The following is a 17,766-nucleotide window of genomic DNA, read 5'->3' as shown; positions in this document are numbered from 1 at the left end:
ATTGCCCCCGGTTCAGGGAAAGAGGCTCCGGGTACCGTCAAAGATTTCGGCCATGGTCCATGCGTCGAGGGAGAGTACCTGCGCCGTGCCCTCGGCGGCAAGACTGACCTGTTCACCGCCCAGGGTGGGGTAGACACGGGCGGTGAGCGCTATCCCGTTGGCAAAAATTTCGACGGCGGATCGGTCCAGGATGACCCGCAGGTGCACCCGTCCTTCGGGCATGGGGACGGGTCCGGACTTGTCTTCCGCATCAACGGCTGCATCAAGGCTGCTTCGAGTGCGGTCCAGGCGGAGCGTGCCATTATTGCCGCCGTCACCCGCCCTGTACAGCTCGATGACCGTTTCCTCGGCGGGGCCGCCGGAGGTGCCCCCGCCACTGGAGCCCAGTACACCGAGTCGCAGCAGTGCGCCCGGTGCCAGTTGGAGGTCCAGTTCGAGGTCGAGTTGCTTGCCGGACAGGCCGACTTCCAGGGGCACCAATGCGCCGCTCAACACCAGTCCGCGCAGGCCGGCGTGGTCACGGCGCAGTTTTTTGATTTCTGGTACGGGTGCGAATCGGAGGGTCCCGTCGTCAGCCGCCGTGACGATTCGCGGCAGGCTCATAACCCCTGACCAGCCGGCCTCCACCATCGCGGCATCACTTCGGCCCTCCTGCATCCAGCCGAACATGACACGCCGGCCGGACTCATCCTGGAACGATTGCGGTGCATAGAAGAAGCGGCCGCCGTAGTCGAGCCGGTGCAGGGCCGCGGGCTCGAAGCTATCCCCGGCATACCGGCCGGTCCAGTACAGCGGGTGGCGGGTGTCGCCGTCGTTCCAGGCGGAGAAGACCAGCACATCCGGCGATCCGTCAGAAGGTGCAGATCCCAGCGAACCCTGTCCCGCCCGGAATAGGTCCACGCATTCCCACATGGTCCCTGTCCAATCGGTGTCCGCTGGATCGCCATGCGAGGCATCGCCGATGAATAACGGCCCGATGTAGTCCCACGACCGCAGATCCGGCGATTCGTACAAGAACGCTGTACCGCCGCGCTGGCGAATGCCTGAACCCACCAACTGCCGCCATTGGGTACCTTCACGCCAGACGCAGTGATCGCGGTACGCCGTGGTGTCTACACCATATGGCGGTGCCCCGATGACGGGATTTCCGGGGTCCTTGGTCCAGTTCAGGAGGTCCGGGGATCCTACGGCGACGCAGGGCAGCTCTTTGCCCTCGAACCGCCCCGAGTACACCAAGGTGGGCGTGCCGCGGTCGTTCACCAAGACCCCCGACCAGCAGCCCTCGGCGTCCGGTCCGGCGGACGGTTCCAATGCAATGGGCTGGTCCGTCCATGTGACGAGGTCCGTGCTGGTGGCGTGACCCCACTGGATGCGGTGGTGGAACGCGCCCTCCGGGTTGTACTGGTAGAAGAGGTGGTACGTGCCGTCCCATTGGCTGACGCCGTTGGGATCGTTGAGCCAACCGGCCGGTGACACGAAATGGAAGCGTGGCCGGAGCGGGTCGGCTTCGGCCCGGGCAACCAACTCGTCCTGTGGAACGGTTGCGAGCGGGTGGGTCAGTTCAGTCATGCGGAAGCCTCTTCTTGAGCGTTCGACGCCGGGGGGTTGGGTTGGGTTGGTTCTCCCGCCAGGGCATGGCCGGCGGCGCCATCCCACGGCTGGTAGAGGTGGCAGCGCACCCAATGCCGGTTTTCGGGGTCTCCAACCAGATGGCGCACGGGGTCTTCGGCCGAACAGGCCTGGTTCGGGTCGCCGTCGAAAGCGCAGCTGGTCGAAGCCATCACCGCCTCTCGCAGTTCGGCCCGGCGGGCGGGATCGTAGGAGCCTGCCCGGGCCGGATCCGGGACGGCCGAGACCAGCAGCTGCGTGTACGGGTGGGCCGGGTTGGCCAGGAGGTCCAGGGACTCGCCCTCTTCAACGAGCTCTCCCGCGAACATGACTGCCGTCCGGTCCGCCAGGTAGCGGGCCGAGGCGAGGTCGTGTGTGATGTAGAGCATGGAGATGCCCTGCTCGTCGCGGAGCTTGCGCATCAGGTTCAGCACACCGATCCGGACCGAAACATCCAGCATGGAGGTGGGTTCGTCGGCGAGGATGACCCGTGGTTCCACGGCAAGGGCCCGGGCAATCGCGATTCGCTGGCGCTGGCCGCCGGAGAGCTCGTGCGGGTAGGAGTTCAGCATGTCGGCCTGCAGGCCCACTGTGGTCATGAGCTCCTCAAGTCGCTGTTGCGTCTCTGTCTCGGAGCTGCCGCCCTTCCGGTGGATCGCTAGCGACCTCCGCAGGAAGTGCTCCACTCTATGGGCAGGATTTAGCGAGCCGAAGGGATCTTGGAAGACCATCTGCAGCTGGGAGCGGAAGGCTCGCGATGCTTGGAAGCGGTCGCGCTTGAGGACGTCGACGCCGTCGATCAGGATCTCGCCGGAGCTCGGCTTTTCCAGCCGGGCAACGCAGCGGGCCAAGGTGCTCTTGCCCGACCCGGACTCTCCCACGAGGGCCACGATTTCGCCGCGGCCAATGGTCAGGTCCACGCCCTGCAGGGCCCGGACGGAGTCCCGGGAGAACAAACCACCTACAGGGAAAGACTTTCCTAGCCCTCGGACCTCGAGGGCTGGAGCTTCGGTGTCAGTGGAGGGGCGCTGGGATGACAGTACAGCGTGGCTCATCGTGCGGCTCCTGCCAGGATTGCGGTGTCAGCCGCTGAAGCGTCGGCACCAAACGGTGCAACGTGGTGGCCGGGTGCCGCCTCGGTGAGGTCCGGGATGTTCCGGAACTTCACGCCGTCGGGCAGTCCGGTCAGCGGAACGCGCGGGCCGGTGAGTGGCGGGAACGCCCCCATTAGTGCCTGCGTGTAGGGGTGGAGGGGGTTGGCGTAGACGTCCTGTGCCTTGGCGGTCTCCACGATTCGGCCCCCGTACATCACGGCCATGCGGTGCGAGAGCTCCACCATGAGGGACATGTCGTGGGTGATGAACAGGACAGAGAACCCGAGTTCGCGCTGGAGTTCCTTGATTTGCGCCATGATTTCCTGCTGCACCACCACGTCCAGCGCGGTGGTGGGCTCATCGAGGATCAACAGGGACGGCTTGAGCGCCACGGCCATGGCGATCACGGCCCGCTGCCGCATGCCGCCCGAGAGCTGGTGCGGGTAGGACTTCAGGCGTGCGGGGTCGATCCTCACGAGCTCCAGCAGTTCACCGGCGCGCCGCAGGGATTCCTTGCGGGAGTAACCCGCGTGGGTAGTGAAGATGTCCACGATCTGCTCGCCGATGGTCAACACCGGGTTGAGCGAGTTCATGGCTGACTGGAACACCATGGCCACGTCCTGCCAGCGGAAGCGCCGCAGCTCCTCCGGGCTCATGGCCAGGACGTCCTTGCCGCCAAAGGAAATGCTGCCGCCGGCGATCTTCGCGGGATCCTTCAGGAGCCGCATGATCGAGTTGGCGATGGTGGACTTCCCACAGCCGGACTCGCCCGCCAGTCCGAACACCTCGCCGGTGCCGATGCTGAAGGAAACACGGTCGACGGCAGTGGTGGAGCGGGTGTCGCCGACATACTTGACTGTGAGGTTCTGGACGTCCAGGACGGGCTCGTGGGAGCCGAAGGAAACTTGGGAGACCGTCACTTGGCGGCGCTCCTTTCGATGGTTTTGGGGGTCTTGATCTTCCGCAGGCGGGGATTGGTGACCTCGTCCACGGCGTAGTTGATGAGGGCCAGGGCGAAGGCCACCAGGGCGATGCACACGCCCGACGGCACGAAGACCCACCAGCTGCCGGTGAGCAGTGCGCCCTCGTTGCCGGCCCAGAAGAGGTTGTTGCCCCAGGAGACGGTGCTGACGTCACCCAGGCCAAGGAACTCCAGGCCTGCCTGGGCGCCGATGCCGTAGATCACGCAGGCCAGCAGGGTACCCATGACGATCGAGGCCATGTTCGGCAGGATCTCGCGGAACATGATCCGGCCCGCACGTTCGCCGGACACCACAGCGGCGGCCACAAAGTCCTTTGAGCGGATGGACAGCGCCTGAGAGCGCAATACGCGCGCCGACCCGGCCCAGCCGGTGACCACGAGGACCAGGATCACGGTTCCCAAACCCGGAGGCAGGAACGCGGCCAGGATGACCAGCAGCGGCAGGCCGGGCAGGAGCAGGAAGACGTTGGTCACCAAGGACAGTGCTTCGTCAATAAACTTGCCAAAGTACGCCGAGGCCAGGCCCACCAAAATGCCGATGAAGGTGGATGCGAAGCCCACAGTCAACCCGACGAACAGGGAACTGCGGGAGCCGTGGACCGTCAGGGCAAGCACGTCCTGACCTTTGGCCGTGGTGCCGAGCCAGTGCTCGGGAGACGGTTCCAGCGAGGCCATCGCGGTGATCCGCGACGGGTCTCCGGGGAACAGCACGGGGGCCAGCAACGCAAGCGCGATGAACACGAGCATCACGATCATGCCCACCAGGGCTTTCTTGTTGGTGATAAGTCCGTGGACGAAACTGCGGTTGGGCTTGCGGGCAGCTGTGGGCTGAGTGGGCTGCTTCAGAATTGCGGTTGTCATGATGGGTCCCTCAGTTGCTGCGCACGCGCGGGTCGAGGCGGACGTAGAGGATGTCCACCAGAAAGTTCGCCAGCAGCACGGCGGCGGTGATGGTCAGGAACAGGCCTTGCATGAGCGGGTAGTCGAGGCCTTGGACGGCATTGAGGAGTTGGTAGCCGACGCCGGGATACGCGAACACCACCTCAGTGAGGAGAGCCCCGCCCACCACGAAGCCAAGCCCCATGCCGAAGCTGGTGACCGACGGGAGCATGGCGTTCCGGGCGGCGTAGCGGAGCATGATGCGGCCCGGCCGGAGACCCTTGGCCTCGGCCATGGTGATGTAATCCTCCGAGTTCGTGGCAATCATGGTGTTCCGCATGCCTAGCATCCAGCCGCCAATGGATACCAGCACGATCGTCAACGCCGGCAGGACAAGGTGCGCCCCGACGTCGCCGATGAACTCCCACGTGAAGGCGGGCTCCAAACCGGCCGTGAAGGCGTGGCGGATGGGGAACCAGCCCAGCACCACGCCGAACAGGTACAGGGCGCCCATCGCGAGCCAGAAGTACGGGAACGAGCCGATGAACACGAGCAGCGGCGGAAGCGCGGAGTCGATCGCGCCGCCGCGCCGCCAGGCGGCCAGGATGCCCAGCAGGTTACCCACGACGGCGGCAATCACCAGCGCGGTTCCACCGAGCAGGAGCGTCCAGCCGATCTGGGACGCAATGACCTCGGTGACCGGAGTGGGGAAACGTGAGATGGAGACGCCCATTTGCCCGGTGAAGATGTTGTGCAGGTAGCCGGTGTATTGCTCCCAGAGAGGCCGGTCGTCAACGCCGAGCAGCTTGCGCAGGGCCTCGATCTGTTCAGGCTGCATTCTGTCCTGGGAGCGGGCGAACATGCGGGAGACGGGGTCGCCGGGCATGAAGCGCGGAAGCAGGAAATTCAGGGTGATGGATGCCCAGAAGGCGATCAGGTAGAAACCCAGGCGGCGCAGGATGAAGCGCACGGTTTCCCTCCATTTCGGGAATTGCGGAAAGTTTGGGGACACGCCCGGCGGGGTTGGCTGCCCGCCGGGCGTGCAGTGTGGGTGAACCGCTACGCTACTTGCGCGGTTCCAGCGTGGTCAGCACCAGCACCGTCGTAGGTGCACGGACCGAAAGGGTGGCATAAGGGTTGCCCTCGGTGGGCCAGCCGGTGAAGCGGGTGTCGTTGAAGGCGCCCCATTCCGGGCCGGAGAACAGAGGCACCAGCGGTGCGACGTCGTCGTATTGTTCCTGCAGCTTGTTGGCGATGTCCTTCTGCTTGGACTCCTCGGCCTCTGCAGCGAATTCCGCCAGCAGTGCGTCGGCTTTGGTGTCGCCGAAGCGGTGGTAGTTGTCGAACGTCTTGGTGCCCACGGGCTTGACGGTGGCCGTGCCCATGGAGGTGTTGAAGTACTTGTACGGGCTGGGGTCGTTGGCGCTCCAGACGATGCCGGAGTCGAAGTCGCCCGTCTCGTAGCCGGCAACCACGGCAGCCCAGTCCGGGGACTCCACCTTTGCTGTGACGCCGACTTCTGCCAGGTTCTGCGCGATCACGTTGGCCACGGACAGCCAGTCAGAAGAAGTCGCGCCCACGGAGATCTTGAATTCGAAAGGCTTGCCATCCTTGAGCGTGCGCTTGCCGTCAGCACCCTTCGGGTAGCCCGCCTTGTCCAGCAGCTCATTGGCTTTCTGGACATCCAGCTTGGTCCAGGTGCAGTTCTCCTTGACCTCGTTGTTCTTCCAGGTCTCGTAGTTACCGGAGAGTCCGGTGCAGTCCGCAGGCTTGGCGTAGCCGCTCATGCCGATCTTGGTGACCTGCTCCCGGTCAACGGCCATGCTCAGGGCCTTGCGGACATCAACATCGTTGAAGGGGGCCTTGGCGGTGTTGAGCTGCCAGTTGATCATGGCCCCCGTGGCCGGGAACCAGTAGTGGCGGTGTTCCTTGTCCTTGGAAACGAACGTCTTTTCTATGTTCGGGATGTACTGCGGAGCCCAGTCCACGTCGCCGTTCGCCGCGGCGAGGTTGGCGCCGTCGTTTCCTGCAAAAGCGAGCATCTTGATACCGGCGATCTTTTGCTTTTCCGGCTGCCAGTAGTTGGGGTTCCTCTTCAGCACAAACGACTGGGCCTGGAAACTGTCAACCTCGGTGTAAGGGCCTGTGCCGACGGGCTTGGCATTGGCGTCCTTCTCCGGATCGGCGAGGGCGGACCAGATGTGCTTGGGCAAGATGGTGAGTTGGCCGACGTCGTGGAGGGCCGGTGACCAGGGCTTGTTGAAGTTGAAGGTAACTTTGTTGGTGCCTTCTGCGGCAACGGTGTCCAGATAGTCGTAACCACCCTTGATCTTCTTCTGGAGCTCGAAGGTGTAAGCGACGTCCTCGGCCACGAACGGTTGGCCGTCGGACCACTTAACGCCATCGCGCAGGGTGAAGGTGATGGACTTGCCGTCGTCGGCGGCCTCCCATTCAGTGGCCAGCCACGGCACGGTGTCACCCTTGGCCGGGTTGAAGATCAGCAGCGACTCGTAGATGGACTGCTGGACCATCGGGTTGACGGTGGGTGCGAACGGATTGAAGTTCTGCACAAACGTGCCCATGTCCTCACGCGGAATGGTGAGAAAGGCGCTGGCGTTCGCGGCGGCGTCGGTGCCGGCAGGCTTGTTCACGGTGGCTGCACAGCCGGTCAGCAGCAGTGCGCTCACCGCTAGCCCGGCCGCCGTTGTGCGGGCAGCCCTCAGGAATCGGGGTTGTGTCATGATGGTTATCTCTTTCCTATCTTCATCAGCAAGGTGAAGGGGTGGGGGAGGGGTTGCTCTTCGCTATTGATTTCGCGGTCAGACCGAAGAGCGTTCTAGCAGCGGACAGCCGACTAATTGCTGGTCGGCAATTATCGGCTGTCCTGCTGTCAGAGCTGCGAGCGTCTGGACTCCCAGGGCGCCCATTTTTTCAAACGGCAACGCAACCGTGGTCAGCTTGGGCCTAAGGTAGGCCGCAATCAGTTCCTGGTTGTCGAAGCCGATCACGGCGATGTCTCCGGGAATGGTCAGGCCCCGTTCCTTGATGGCGTCGTAAGCGCCCATCGCCATGCGGTCATTGAGGCAGAACAGCGCGGTTGGCCTGTCCTTTTCCGTGTAGCGGTCCAGGATTTCACAGGCCGCCTCGTACCCGCCGTCAGCCGTCGCATGTCCGGCCACCACGAGCTCCGGGTCCAGCTCGAGGCCAGCGTCGGCAAGTGCTTCGCGGGCACCTGCCAAACGTCCGACTGCTGCCGGAATATCCGGGTCCAGGTTGATCACTCCGATCCGCCGGTGGCCGGCTTGGAGCAAACGTTCGACGGCGACGCGGCCGCCCGCACGCTCGTCGGGGACAATCGAGGGCAGCCTTCCGTCTGCATCGAAGCAGTTGATCAGGACGGTGGGTACCTCGTAGGCGCTTTCGGGAACGTGAACGCCCCGGTGGTACGTGGCTGCATAGAGAAGGCCTTCCACGCGTTGTTCCAGCAGCTTTTCAATGGCGGCATCTTCCATGCCCTGGTTGGGGCCTACGGCATCGGCCTGATCGGAGGGCGCGATGAGCAGGAACCGACGGTCAAGCCAGGCTTGGTCCTGTGCACCTTTGATGATGTCGACGGCGAACGGTGCCGTCACGATCTCGGTGACAATCCCGTACCAATCACTGCGCTGGGATGCCAGCGCACGTGCCCCGGCATTCGGGCGGTAGCCCAAGACCTGAACAGCTTCGTTGATCCGGGCGCGGGTCTCCTCGGAGATGCTGGCATTTTCGCGGTTGCTCAGCACGAACGAGACCGCGGTCCGGGAAACGCCGGCGTGCTTGGCGACATCATTCATGGTGACACCCCGCTGCCGCGCAGCCCCGGCATGGTTCGGGGTGGTGATCTTCGCCATTGAATGCTCCGGTGGGGTCGGTAATGCTGCCAAGTAGGTAACGCGCGTTACTAACGCATGTGATAGAGGTTACGCGCGTTACTGGATCTGTGTCAAGGGTTACTTTTGGGATGGCCCACGGCACACCTTCCGTCACGGTATCGCCGTCAGCGAGGCACTATTTGCGGGTGCAGGTGGGGCTCATGCTGAAGCTTTAGGCGGAGTTCGTCTTCGGTTGGGGCCGGGCGCCGGCCCGGCATACGGTGATCGCGGCCGCAGCGGCCGCCGTGCATCCCAACTGGTCAAGGACGGAAGGCGCCAGACCGGCGGTTCCGCGGGTGAGCAGTCCCAGGATCAGGGCCGACATGTAGTAGTCGCCAGCGCCAATGGTGTCAACCACAGAGGTCTTCACTGCAGGATCAAGTTGTTCTGGGCAAAGAAGCGCCGCGCCCTGTCAATGCGGGGCGCGGCAGTTTGGGGGAGGCCTCTGGTGCGGGAGAACTGTGGGTGTGGACAGTGTCCACACTTTGGGTCACGGACTGGCCTGTACAGCTGCCGGACTGGCCCGGATTCCGTATGTTTCGGCGGGAGGCCAGTGTTGGTAAGGGCTGGAATGCAGTTCGAGTCCCACCTCGGGCACGTGTTTTCCCTGCTCAGGGGCCTGTGGGCTTCTGAGTGTGCACAAACTGTTCACACACGGGCCCCATTGGGGGCCCTTCTTGTGGGTGGCCGGCTGCCTCCTCTCCTCCGTTTCTTTGGCGACGGTACGTTGCTGTCATTCATGTCGGGGAGCATCTCGGGCGGCATGACTTTCCGGTCGACGCCGGGTTGCAGGTGGTTATCTCGTTAGGCGACGCGGAGTCCGCCAACATCTTTGCGACGTCAGATATTGCGGGACGGGCCATGCTTGGACCGTGGCATCCACCAGATGCTGACTTTCGCGCGATGGCGCCACGGGCATGGACGGTCCTGCCCTGGATGTTCGGCTCCTCGCTCTGCCGGGAGCCTTCGACGTCCTGCTAATCGAACTTCGGGATCAGCTCTCAGCCCACTCGGTTCCTGGCTGCATGAGGTGGGGGAACGTGTGCGCCAGTTCCAGCGCCACCAGCGTGGTCACAGGGTTTTCGTTGACGGGCCGACCGAGGAGCTCGGCGGCCCGTTTGACCCGGTACGCCACGGTGTTGGTGGCCAAATGAAGGGCTTGGGCTGCGGCGATCCGGCTGCTGCCGGCCTGCAGGAAGTGGCGCAGGGTGTCGCGGATATCGGTCAGCTTCTGGTCCGGGCCCAACAGCCCGGCGAGCTGGACCTGGACGAACCTGGCCGCCCCCTGCGGATCGGCAATGAGCAGCGCGAGCATGCCGGCATCGTTGTAATCCCAGAACTTCCGCCGCGGCGAAAGCCGGGCCACCCGGGCAGCCTGCTGTGCCTCAAAGTGGCTTTCACGCAAGCCTGCCAGCCCCGAGCCAGGCCCTCCGGCGGCGAGCTGGATCCAGTCGGCGCGCGGCACCGCGCGCAGCGCACCTGTTACCGAGGGATCCGGGCGGGTATTGAACGCCCACCAGAAGAGCGTCGTGCCCTGGTACTCGACGGCCAGGACGCCAGCCGCACCCAGCGCCTGCGCTGCGTCCGCGCCGAAACGCTGTCGCGCCGCCTCACGGTCCGGGATGTGCCCGCTGCTGGCGGGCCAGGCCAAGGCGACCAGATGGTACCTGCCGAGCCTGAGTCCCAGAATGCGTTCGGCGTCTGCACTGGGCTCTTCACCGTCGAGGATTGCCTTGAGAACCCTCAGTCGTTCGGCTGGAAGCCTGCCATGCCAGAGGGAGAGTTCGTCCTCGTAACCGCGCATGAGGTCGCTGACGTAGGAGTTCACGTAGGAAAAAAGTGCTGCGTTCAGCTCGCGCACCTCAGCGACCATGCGATCCGCAGGAACTTCCCGCTCGATGACGGCCAGGAGCGCATCCTGGACCCGGGTGTGGCAGGCCCAGACGGTGCGCAGCACGGAACCGATCGGGACGCCCTGCCGCACGGACAACCGGACATTCTCCTGGGCGCCGCGTGGAGCGACGATGTCCGCTGCGGCGGTGCCGCGGTGCAGGCCGATCAGTGTAGTTAGCAGGCTAGCTTCACAGCCCTCCCGCTCGGTGCCGGTCATCATGCCGGGCGTTCCGGCGAGGCTGAAGTCCTCATCCACCTGGCGGACTATCTCTGCGGCAGCCTCGGCTGCCCATGCGGTGGCCGGCCCCCCGATTTCCGCCTCGGCGCTGGCAATGATCTCCGGATCCGACGCCGGACCGTCGACCGCGCCGTTCGCTGTCGGGTGGAGACTCTCCATCCAGTTCATCACTGTTACAAACCACCTTTGGTCTTGGCCACCGGAAGCCAAGTATAGGGATGCGCGCAGGGGTCTTTGCTCCCGGGCGCCATACGGAACGACTTTTCTTGCCGTCCGGCACCAAGAACCAACCCTGTATGCCACACCACACTTGAAACAACCGGTGTTCGGAGCTGAACACCCGTCAAGCAACGGAGCGTGACACAGCACATGACAACAACCACTGAGATCAGTAATTCATCTTCGGTCCAGACCGAGGCCATTGCGCGGATGACCGAAGTTCTGGGCGCCGACGCCGTCTTGCTGGATGAAAGCCACGTCAAGGACTTCCGCGACCCCTACGAGGGCGACGACGCAAAGGACTACCAGCCCTCCTTCGTGGTCCAGCCCTCCACCGTGGAAGAAATCCAGGCCGTGGTCCGGATCGCCAACGAACTGCAGATCCAGCTCTGGACCTCCTCCACCGGACGCAACTACGGCTACGGCGGCTCGGCCCCGGTGGTCAACGGCTCCGTGATCCTGAGCCTGCGCCGCATGAACAAGATCCTGGAAATCAACGAGGCCGCCGGCTACGCCCTGCTGGAGCCCGGCGTGAGCTTCTTCGACCTCTACAACGAGATCAAGGCCCGCGGGCTGAAGCTCTGGATCTCCGTCCCGGACCTCGGCTGGGGCAGCATCGTCGGCAACACCCTGGACCACGGCTACGGCTACACCGTCAACGGCGACCACGCCAGCGCCGTCTGCGGCATGGAAGTGGTCCTCGCCTCCGGCGACGTGGTCCGCACCGGCCTCGGCGCCATCAGCAACAGCGCCATGTGGCAGCGCCACAAACGCGGCTTCGGCCCCTCCCTGGACAGCCTTTTCATGCAGTCCAACTTCGGCATCGTGTCCAAGATGGGCGTCTGGCTCATGCCCGAGCCCGAGGTATTCACCACCGGGGCGATCATCTGCCACAACGACGAGGACATCGCCCCGCTCATCGACGCGCTCCGCCCGCTCATGCTCGACGGCACCATCCAGGGCCTGCCGCTGATCACCAGTTCCCCGGAACCTGAGGACGGTCGGGCCAACCCGATGCAGGACACTGCCGGAATGTCGAAGGCGGCGAGGCTGTCCGCGACGCTGCCACCGGGACGCTGGCACGCCCGCATCGCCTTCTACGGCCACGAAGCCATCGTGGAGGCACGGAGCCGCATTGTCACCGAGGCCGTCGCCCACCTTCCCGGCGTCACCGTGGACCTAAGGTCCTATCGCGGCGACGTCAGCCCGGAAGAAGTGCACCCCCTGGACCTGGTCCCGGCCGGCATCCCTAACATGTTCCTGCTGGACATGATGAAGAAGCACATCGGCGAAAACGTGGGCCACATCGACTTCTCACCCGCGATCCCGTTCGACGGCGAATCAGCCGCCAAACACGAGCTCATGGTCCGCACCATCCTCGAAGAAGCCGGCCTGGTGGCAGGCTTCGGCTGGATCGCCAACACCCGCAGCCTCGTGGGCGCCTGCATGGTCTTCTTCGACGTGAACGACCCCGCAGAAGCGGCAGCCGCACACGCCGCCGTCGAACTCATGTGTGCAAAGGCCGCCGAATGGGGCTGGAGCGAATACCGCGCCCACCCCTCGTTGATCGAGCACGTGGCAGAGAACTTCGACTTCAACGACCACGCCCTGAACCGGCTCTACACCTCCCTCAAGGACGCCCTGGACCCCGCCGGAACGCTCTCGCCGGGCAACCACGGCATCTGGCCCTCGTCGACCAAGAACTCCTAGAACTCCAATACCGAAAGGCACCACCATGTGGGAGACAGACAACAAGTTCCTCAACGGACCCTTCACCCCCTGGCACGAAGAGACCGAAGCCTTCGACCTCGAGGTCATCGGCAAGATTCCCGATGACCTGGACGGAGCCCTGTTCCGCACCGGGTCCAACCCCAAGTTCAAGCCGCGCAACACGGACCGCTACCACTGGTTCGAAGGTGACGGCATGGTCTACGCCACGTACCTCCGCGACGGAAAGGCCGCCTACCGGAACAAATGGGTCATGACCGACGCGCTGAAAGTCGAGATGGAGGCGGGAGAGGCGGTCTACTCCGGGTTCGTCAACGGCGGCACGGCCCCATCACTGCCGGCCGGCGCCCCGCCCATGAAGAACGTGCCCAACACCAACGTAGGCGTCCTCGCCGACCGGCTGCTCGTGTTCTTCGAGGGCGGCCTGCCGCACCAGATGAATCCGCAGTCCCTGGAAACGTACGGGACATATGACTTCAACGGCGATGTCCCGTTCACCTGCACGGCCCACTACAAGCTCGACCCGGACACCGGCAATATGCTCTTCTACTCCTACATGGGCACCAACGTCACCTGGTACGAGGCAGACCGTCACGGGAAGGTCCTCGACACCTTCGCTTTCAGCACCAGTGCCCCGTCCATGTTCCACGACTTCGCGGTCAGCAAGAACTACGCGATCTTCTTCGTTACCCCGGGGCTTTTCCTGGCTCCTAATATCGGCCAGGGCAAGCCGGGCCTGGTGTGGGACCCCGCAGCCACGAACAACGGCGTCGAGATCGTTACCATGCACCGGACGACCCACGAAGTTCGGACCTACCGGGTCGACGAGACGTTCTTCCCGACGCACTTCTTCAACGCCTACGAGCGAGGCAACGAAATCGTCATCGAGGCCCCGCGCATCAAGGAACGCTTCGGCACCCCGGCGGACCGTGTCACCCGGCCCGTGGACTCCCATGAGTGGTTCATGAACGCAATCCCGTGGCGCTGGACCGTCAACACCGCCACCGGACACGTCTCAAACCAGGCCACCAGCCACATCGCCGGTGAATTCCCCGCCATCAACCCGAACAAGGTCGGCCTGGAACACAAGTTCGGCTACTTCGCCACCACCCGTGGCCGGGACGCCGACACCATGAGCGACGGCCTTGCCAAGACGGACCTCACCAAGGAAACGGTTACGGTGATCGAGGGGCTGGATGATCTGACCAATCCCTCAGAACCGATCTTCGTACCACGGGCCGGGGCCGTGAATGAGGACGACGGCTACCTGCTCTCCATCTGGTGGAACCGCCAGACCGAGCTATCAGAGCTGTGCATCTACGACACTGCCGACTTCGGCCGCACCCCGCTGGCCCGGGTGAAGCTGCCCGGCCGCGTCCCCTTCGGCTTCCACGGCAGCTGGTCCGACCGCGAGCAAATCGAAGACTCCCTCCGGGTCCTCGCCAGCGAACACGCCAACTAACCACCTTCATACTTCTCCGCATACCCGGATAGGAGCGACATTCATGAGCATCACCACCACCGAAGCCCCAGCGACATTCGCCGAGCAGTCCACCACCTTGCAATACATCGCCGGCAAGTGGCGGGAGGGCCGGTCAGCGAAGACCCTCACCGTGACCAATCCCTACGACGACAGCGTACTGACAACCATCCGTCAGGCATCCGTCGCCGACGTCGATGACGCCTATCGTGCCGCGGCTGCCGCCCAGGCCGGGTGGGCCGCCCTGCCCCCGGCCAAGCGCCAGGAGGTGATGCGCCGTGCAGCGCAGATCCTCGAGGAGCGCCGCGAAGAGATCGTTGACTGGCTGGTCCGCGAGTCCGGTTCCACCTTGTTGAAGGCTAACATCGAGGTTTCCCTCGCCGTCGGCATCACCCAGGAGTCGGCCTCCTTTCCCACCCGGGTCCACGGCAGGATCTTCGACTCCAACACCCCCAACCGAGAGATGCGCGTCTACCGCAAGCCGATCGGTGTGGTGGGCGTGATCAGCCCGTGGAACTTCCCCCTGCATCTGTCGCAGCGGTCCGTCGCCCCGGCGCTGGCCCTGGGTAACGCCGTGGTCCTCAAACCGGCCAGCGACACCCCTGTTACCGGCGGCCTCATCCTGGCCCGGATCTTCGAGGAGGCAGGCCTGCCGGCAGGAGTGCTCTCCACTGTCATCGGTGCCGGCTCGGAGATCGGTGACGACTTCGTGGCCCACCCTGTGCCGGGACTGATTTCCTTCACCGGCTCCACCCCGGTCGGACAGAACGTCGGCGCAGTGGCCACCAGCGGCCAGCACCTGAAGAAAGTGGCCCTGGAGTTAGGTGGCAACGCCCCACTGGTTGTACTCGACGACGCCAATCTCGAAGCAGCCGTAGCCGCCGCCGTCCCGGGCGCCTTCCTGCACTCGGGCCAGATCTGCATGTCCGTCAACCGGATCATCGTCGAAGCCCCGGTCTACGAGGAGTTCGTCACCCGTTTCGCCGAGGCTGCCGCGTCCGTGGCGTACGGCGACCCCTCTGCCGAGGGCACCCTGGTAGGCCCTGTCGTCAATGACTCACAGCTTGCAGGACTCAAGCAGAAAATCGCATGGGCCCAGGAGGCCGGCGCCCGCACCGTCGTCGAAGGTGAGATCAGCGGTCGGGTCGTGCCCCCACACGTCTTCGCCGACGTCACCCCTGACATGGAGATCGCCCGCGAGGAGATCTTCGGTCCCATGGTCGCCATCCTGAGAGCTGAGGACGAGGCTCACGCTCTTCACCTCGCCAACGATCACGCCTACGGCCTCTCCAGCGCGGTCTTTACCCAGAACCTCGACCGCGGCCTGCAGTTCGCCCACAAGGTCAAGGCCGGTATGACCTTCATCAACGAGATGACAATCCAGGATGAAGCCCATGTGGCCTTCGGCGGGCAACGCAATTCCGGGTTGGGTCGCTTTAACGGCGATTGGGCTATCGAGGAGTTCACCACCGACCACACAATCGGCGTCACCCGCCTCTAAATCAAGCGGGAACATACGAAAGTGGCCTGCACGGACAACCACGTCTGAGCAGGCCACTTTCGTGCCTCCAAAGCGGTCAGTGACGCGAAGGGTTAACTGCTCTGACGTGCATTGATGTAGCGACCGCAACAACGTCCGGTTAGCCCCCCACCCGATGAAGCGGGCGCTACACGGCAGACACACCACTTTCGGAGAGACAGAAACCACGGCCTACTTGCCGTTCGGCAATGACGAAGGATGGGAGCCTCTCATCATAGTCACGGATCCCGCAGGAACTCGGGAGTCCGAAATTATCATCAGTCAGGAGTTCCGCCTGGTTTTCGAACTGTTTGACGATAGGGCCACCGGCAATCTCATAGACGTCATAGACGACGGCACAGAGGTCTTGGTAGATCGCCTGAAGAAGCGACTCGGAGCGATCCGCGACCGCAGCCGTCTTGCCCATGCAGTGAGGTCTAAAGGTGGGAAAAGGGGTGTGCACAGTGTGCACACCCAGGGCACCGGATGGGGCCGTACTGGTGCCGGACTGGGCCGGATTCGGTATGTTTTCGGGGGAGTCCAGTGTTTGCAGGGGCTGGAATGCAGTTCGAGTCCCACCTCGGGCACGTGTTTGGCTGTTTCGGCAGTTCAAGGGGGCACGCACGGCGGTACGTGTCTGCTGTCGGACATGTGTGGGCATCATGAGGAATCCGGAACCCAAGAGGATATGCCATGCAAAGGGAACTGCACCCCCAAAGTCGGACTCGAATTGAGAGTCTGGCTTTTGGAAGTGCAGTTCCCTTGCGGCCCACCCAGCATCGGAAATGTCGTGATGGCGAACGTCGTCGCATCGCTGCGCTGGTCGATCCAGGCTAGTGGAGCGGGCTTGCGAGCTTTTCCTCGGCGTGCTGTTCGCGGCGTAGGGCCGTTCCGGCGAGGTACGGGGCGCCCAGTTCATGGATGGGTGTCTTCGCTGTTTCTCGGGAATAGAACACACACGCTCCTGCGATGAGCATGCAGACCGTTCCAAATACGGCCACGGGGAGCCATCCAGTTACGCCCGGAGCCAGCAACATGCCGGCTATCATCGGGGCGAAACCGGCCAGGACCAAACCGAGTTGATTGCCCATCGCCATGCCGGTGTAGCGCACGGGAGCGGCGAACTGCTCGGCGAAGAACGAGGGCCAGATGCCGTTGAAGCCGGAGTACAGCACCGTCATGTTCAGGAATGCGGCCAGGAAGACCAGGACGATGTTGCCCGAGGACAGGGCCATGAAGTACAAGTAGATCGTGATGGAGCAGCCGATCGCGGCTGTCAGCAGCAGCGGGCGCCGACCGATCCGGTCCGACAGCTTCGCGGCGAGCGGCATGGCGAACATGGACAGGCCGATCGCGACGGCATTGACGGTCAGGATGGAAGCCCGGTCGAAGCCTGCCGTGGAGGTGGCGTAGGCCAGGCCGAAGACCGTGAAGATGGTCTGCATCACGGACATGATGGACATGCCCACCACGCGCAGCACATCCGGTGCCTGGAATTTGAGGACTTCCTTGGCAGGCATCGGGGCAACCTTCTGGTGCTCCTGGGCTTCCTCGAATACCGGGGTTTCGTCCAGGTGGGTTCGGACCCAGTAGGCGATCGCGAGAACCACGATGGAGAGCCAGAATGGGATGCGCCAACCCCAGCTCATCATGGCGTCCTGGGGCATAGCGGTGACCGGAATGAAGACAAGCGTGGCCAGGACCATGCCGGAGGCGTAGCCGGTCATCACGAAGCTGGTGAAGAAGCCCCGTTTTCCCTCCGGTGAATGCTCCAGGGTGAGAGTGGAGGCGCCGGCAGATTCGGCTCCGGCGGAGAAGCCCTGGGCTAGCCGTCCGGCAACCAGCAGGATCGGGGCCCACATGCCAACCTGCTCGTAGGTGGGGAGGCACCCGATGCCGAGTGAGGCCAGGCCCATGATGCCCAGGGTGAGCAGGAGGATCTTCTTGCGGCCCAGTTTGTCGCCGAAGTGGCCCATGACCAGCCCGCCGACCGGCCGCGCCACATAGGCGACGCCAAAGGTGGCCAGGGCTGCGATGAGGCCGATGGCCGGGTCGTCGGACGGGAAGAACAGGTGCGGGAAGACCAGGGCGGCCGCGGTCCCGTAGATGAAGAAGTCGTAGTATTCCAGCGTGCTCCCCAGGAAGGAGGCCAGCGCGGCCTTCCCCGGGGTCTTGCGCGGGGCCACGCTCGTGGCGGTTGCAGTGTCCATGTGTA

General features: G+C 64.0%; 14 protein-coding genes. 3 read left to right on the top strand and 11 right to left on the bottom strand.

What is annotated here, in order from left to right; genetic code table 11:
- Window positions 1–12 precede the first annotated feature (12 nt).
- From ABIC21_RS02410 to ABIC21_RS02370, 9 genes are all read right to left on the bottom strand, one after another.
- The gene (locus ABIC21_RS02410; RefSeq protein ID WP_354348831.1) at window positions 13–1,569 is read right to left on the bottom strand and encodes a glycoside hydrolase family 32 protein; all 1,557 of its coding nucleotides are present in this window, start codon (window positions 1,567–1,569) and stop codon (window positions 13–15) included.
- Complete coding sequence (locus ABIC21_RS02405) at window positions 1,566–2,663, bottom strand: ATP-binding cassette domain-containing protein (protein WP_354348830.1); 1,098 nt, start codon at window positions 2,661–2,663, stop codon at window positions 1,566–1,568. The genes ABIC21_RS02410 and ABIC21_RS02405 overlap by 4 nt, the downstream gene beginning before the upstream one ends.
- Complete coding sequence (locus ABIC21_RS02400) at window positions 2,660–3,622, bottom strand: ABC transporter ATP-binding protein (protein ID WP_354348829.1); 963 nt, start codon at window positions 3,620–3,622, stop codon at window positions 2,660–2,662. The genes ABIC21_RS02405 and ABIC21_RS02400 overlap by 4 nt, the downstream gene beginning before the upstream one ends.
- Window positions 3,619–4,545 carry an ABC transporter permease gene (locus ABIC21_RS02395; protein ID WP_354348828.1) on the bottom strand — a complete coding sequence of 309 codons (927 nt, stop codon included), beginning with the start codon at window positions 4,543–4,545 and terminating at the stop codon, window positions 3,619–3,621. Before ABIC21_RS02395 ends, ABIC21_RS02400 begins: the two co-directional genes overlap by 4 nt.
- A 10-nt stretch (window positions 4,546–4,555) precedes the next feature.
- Entirely contained in the window at window positions 4,556–5,533 is a 978-nt protein-coding gene (locus ABIC21_RS02390; protein ID WP_354348827.1) for an ABC transporter permease, read from the bottom strand.
- A gap of 94 nt (window positions 5,534–5,627) precedes the next feature.
- On the bottom strand, window positions 5,628–7,304 hold the full coding sequence (locus ABIC21_RS02385) for an ABC transporter substrate-binding protein (RefSeq protein WP_354348826.1): 1,677 nt from the start codon (window positions 7,302–7,304) through the stop codon (window positions 5,628–5,630).
- A 78-nt stretch (window positions 7,305–7,382) separates the two neighbouring features.
- On the bottom strand, window positions 7,383–8,453 hold the full coding sequence (locus tag ABIC21_RS02380; protein WP_354348825.1) for a LacI family DNA-binding transcriptional regulator: 1,071 nt from the start codon (window positions 8,451–8,453) through the stop codon (window positions 7,383–7,385).
- 193 nt (window positions 8,454–8,646) lie between these two features.
- Window positions 8,647–8,844, bottom strand: coding sequence for a PfkB family carbohydrate kinase (locus ABIC21_RS02375; protein WP_502935945.1), 198 nt, complete (start codon window positions 8,842–8,844; stop codon window positions 8,647–8,649).
- A gap of 624 nt (window positions 8,845–9,468) precedes the next feature.
- On the bottom strand, window positions 9,469–10,764 hold the full coding sequence (locus tag ABIC21_RS02370) for a PucR family transcriptional regulator (RefSeq protein WP_354348824.1): 1,296 nt from the start codon (window positions 10,762–10,764) through the stop codon (window positions 9,469–9,471).
- 210 nt (window positions 10,765–10,974) lie between these two features.
- On the opposite strand from ABIC21_RS02370, the gene ABIC21_RS02365 reads away from it, so the two are divergent.
- From ABIC21_RS02365 to ABIC21_RS02355, 3 genes are read left to right on the top strand one after another with little or no spacing between them, the layout of a single operon-like run.
- Entirely contained in the window at window positions 10,975–12,534 is a 1,560-nt protein-coding gene (locus ABIC21_RS02365; protein ID WP_354348823.1) for an FAD-binding oxidoreductase, read from the top strand.
- Window positions 12,535–12,559: 25 nt separating this feature from the next.
- Window positions 12,560–14,014 carry a carotenoid oxygenase family protein gene (locus tag ABIC21_RS02360; RefSeq protein WP_354348822.1) on the top strand — a complete coding sequence of 485 codons (1,455 nt, stop codon included), beginning with the start codon at window positions 12,560–12,562 and terminating at the stop codon, window positions 14,012–14,014.
- Window positions 14,015–14,057: 43 nt separating this feature from the next.
- Window positions 14,058–15,533, top strand: a complete 1,476-nt coding sequence (locus ABIC21_RS02355) for an aldehyde dehydrogenase family protein (protein ID WP_354348821.1) — start codon at window positions 14,058–14,060, stop codon at window positions 15,531–15,533.
- Window positions 15,534–15,699: 166 nt separating this feature from the next.
- Here the strand turns inward: ABIC21_RS02355 and ABIC21_RS02350 are convergent, their stop codons facing one another.
- Complete coding sequence (locus ABIC21_RS02350; protein ID WP_354348820.1) at window positions 15,700–15,978, bottom strand: hypothetical protein; 279 nt, start codon at window positions 15,976–15,978, stop codon at window positions 15,700–15,702.
- A 406-nt stretch (window positions 15,979–16,384) separates the two neighbouring features.
- Window positions 16,385–17,761 carry an MFS transporter gene (locus ABIC21_RS02345; RefSeq protein WP_354348819.1) on the bottom strand — a complete coding sequence of 459 codons (1,377 nt, stop codon included), beginning with the start codon at window positions 17,759–17,761 and terminating at the stop codon, window positions 16,385–16,387.
- Between the last annotated feature and the right edge of the window lie 5 nt (window positions 17,762–17,766).

Source organism: Pseudarthrobacter sp. PvP090 (assembly GCF_040547365.1).
Taxonomy (GTDB): domain Bacteria; phylum Actinomycetota; class Actinomycetes; order Actinomycetales; family Micrococcaceae; genus Arthrobacter.
Note: the sequence above shows the minus strand (reverse complement) of the source record. Positions and strands in the feature narration are given on the sequence as shown.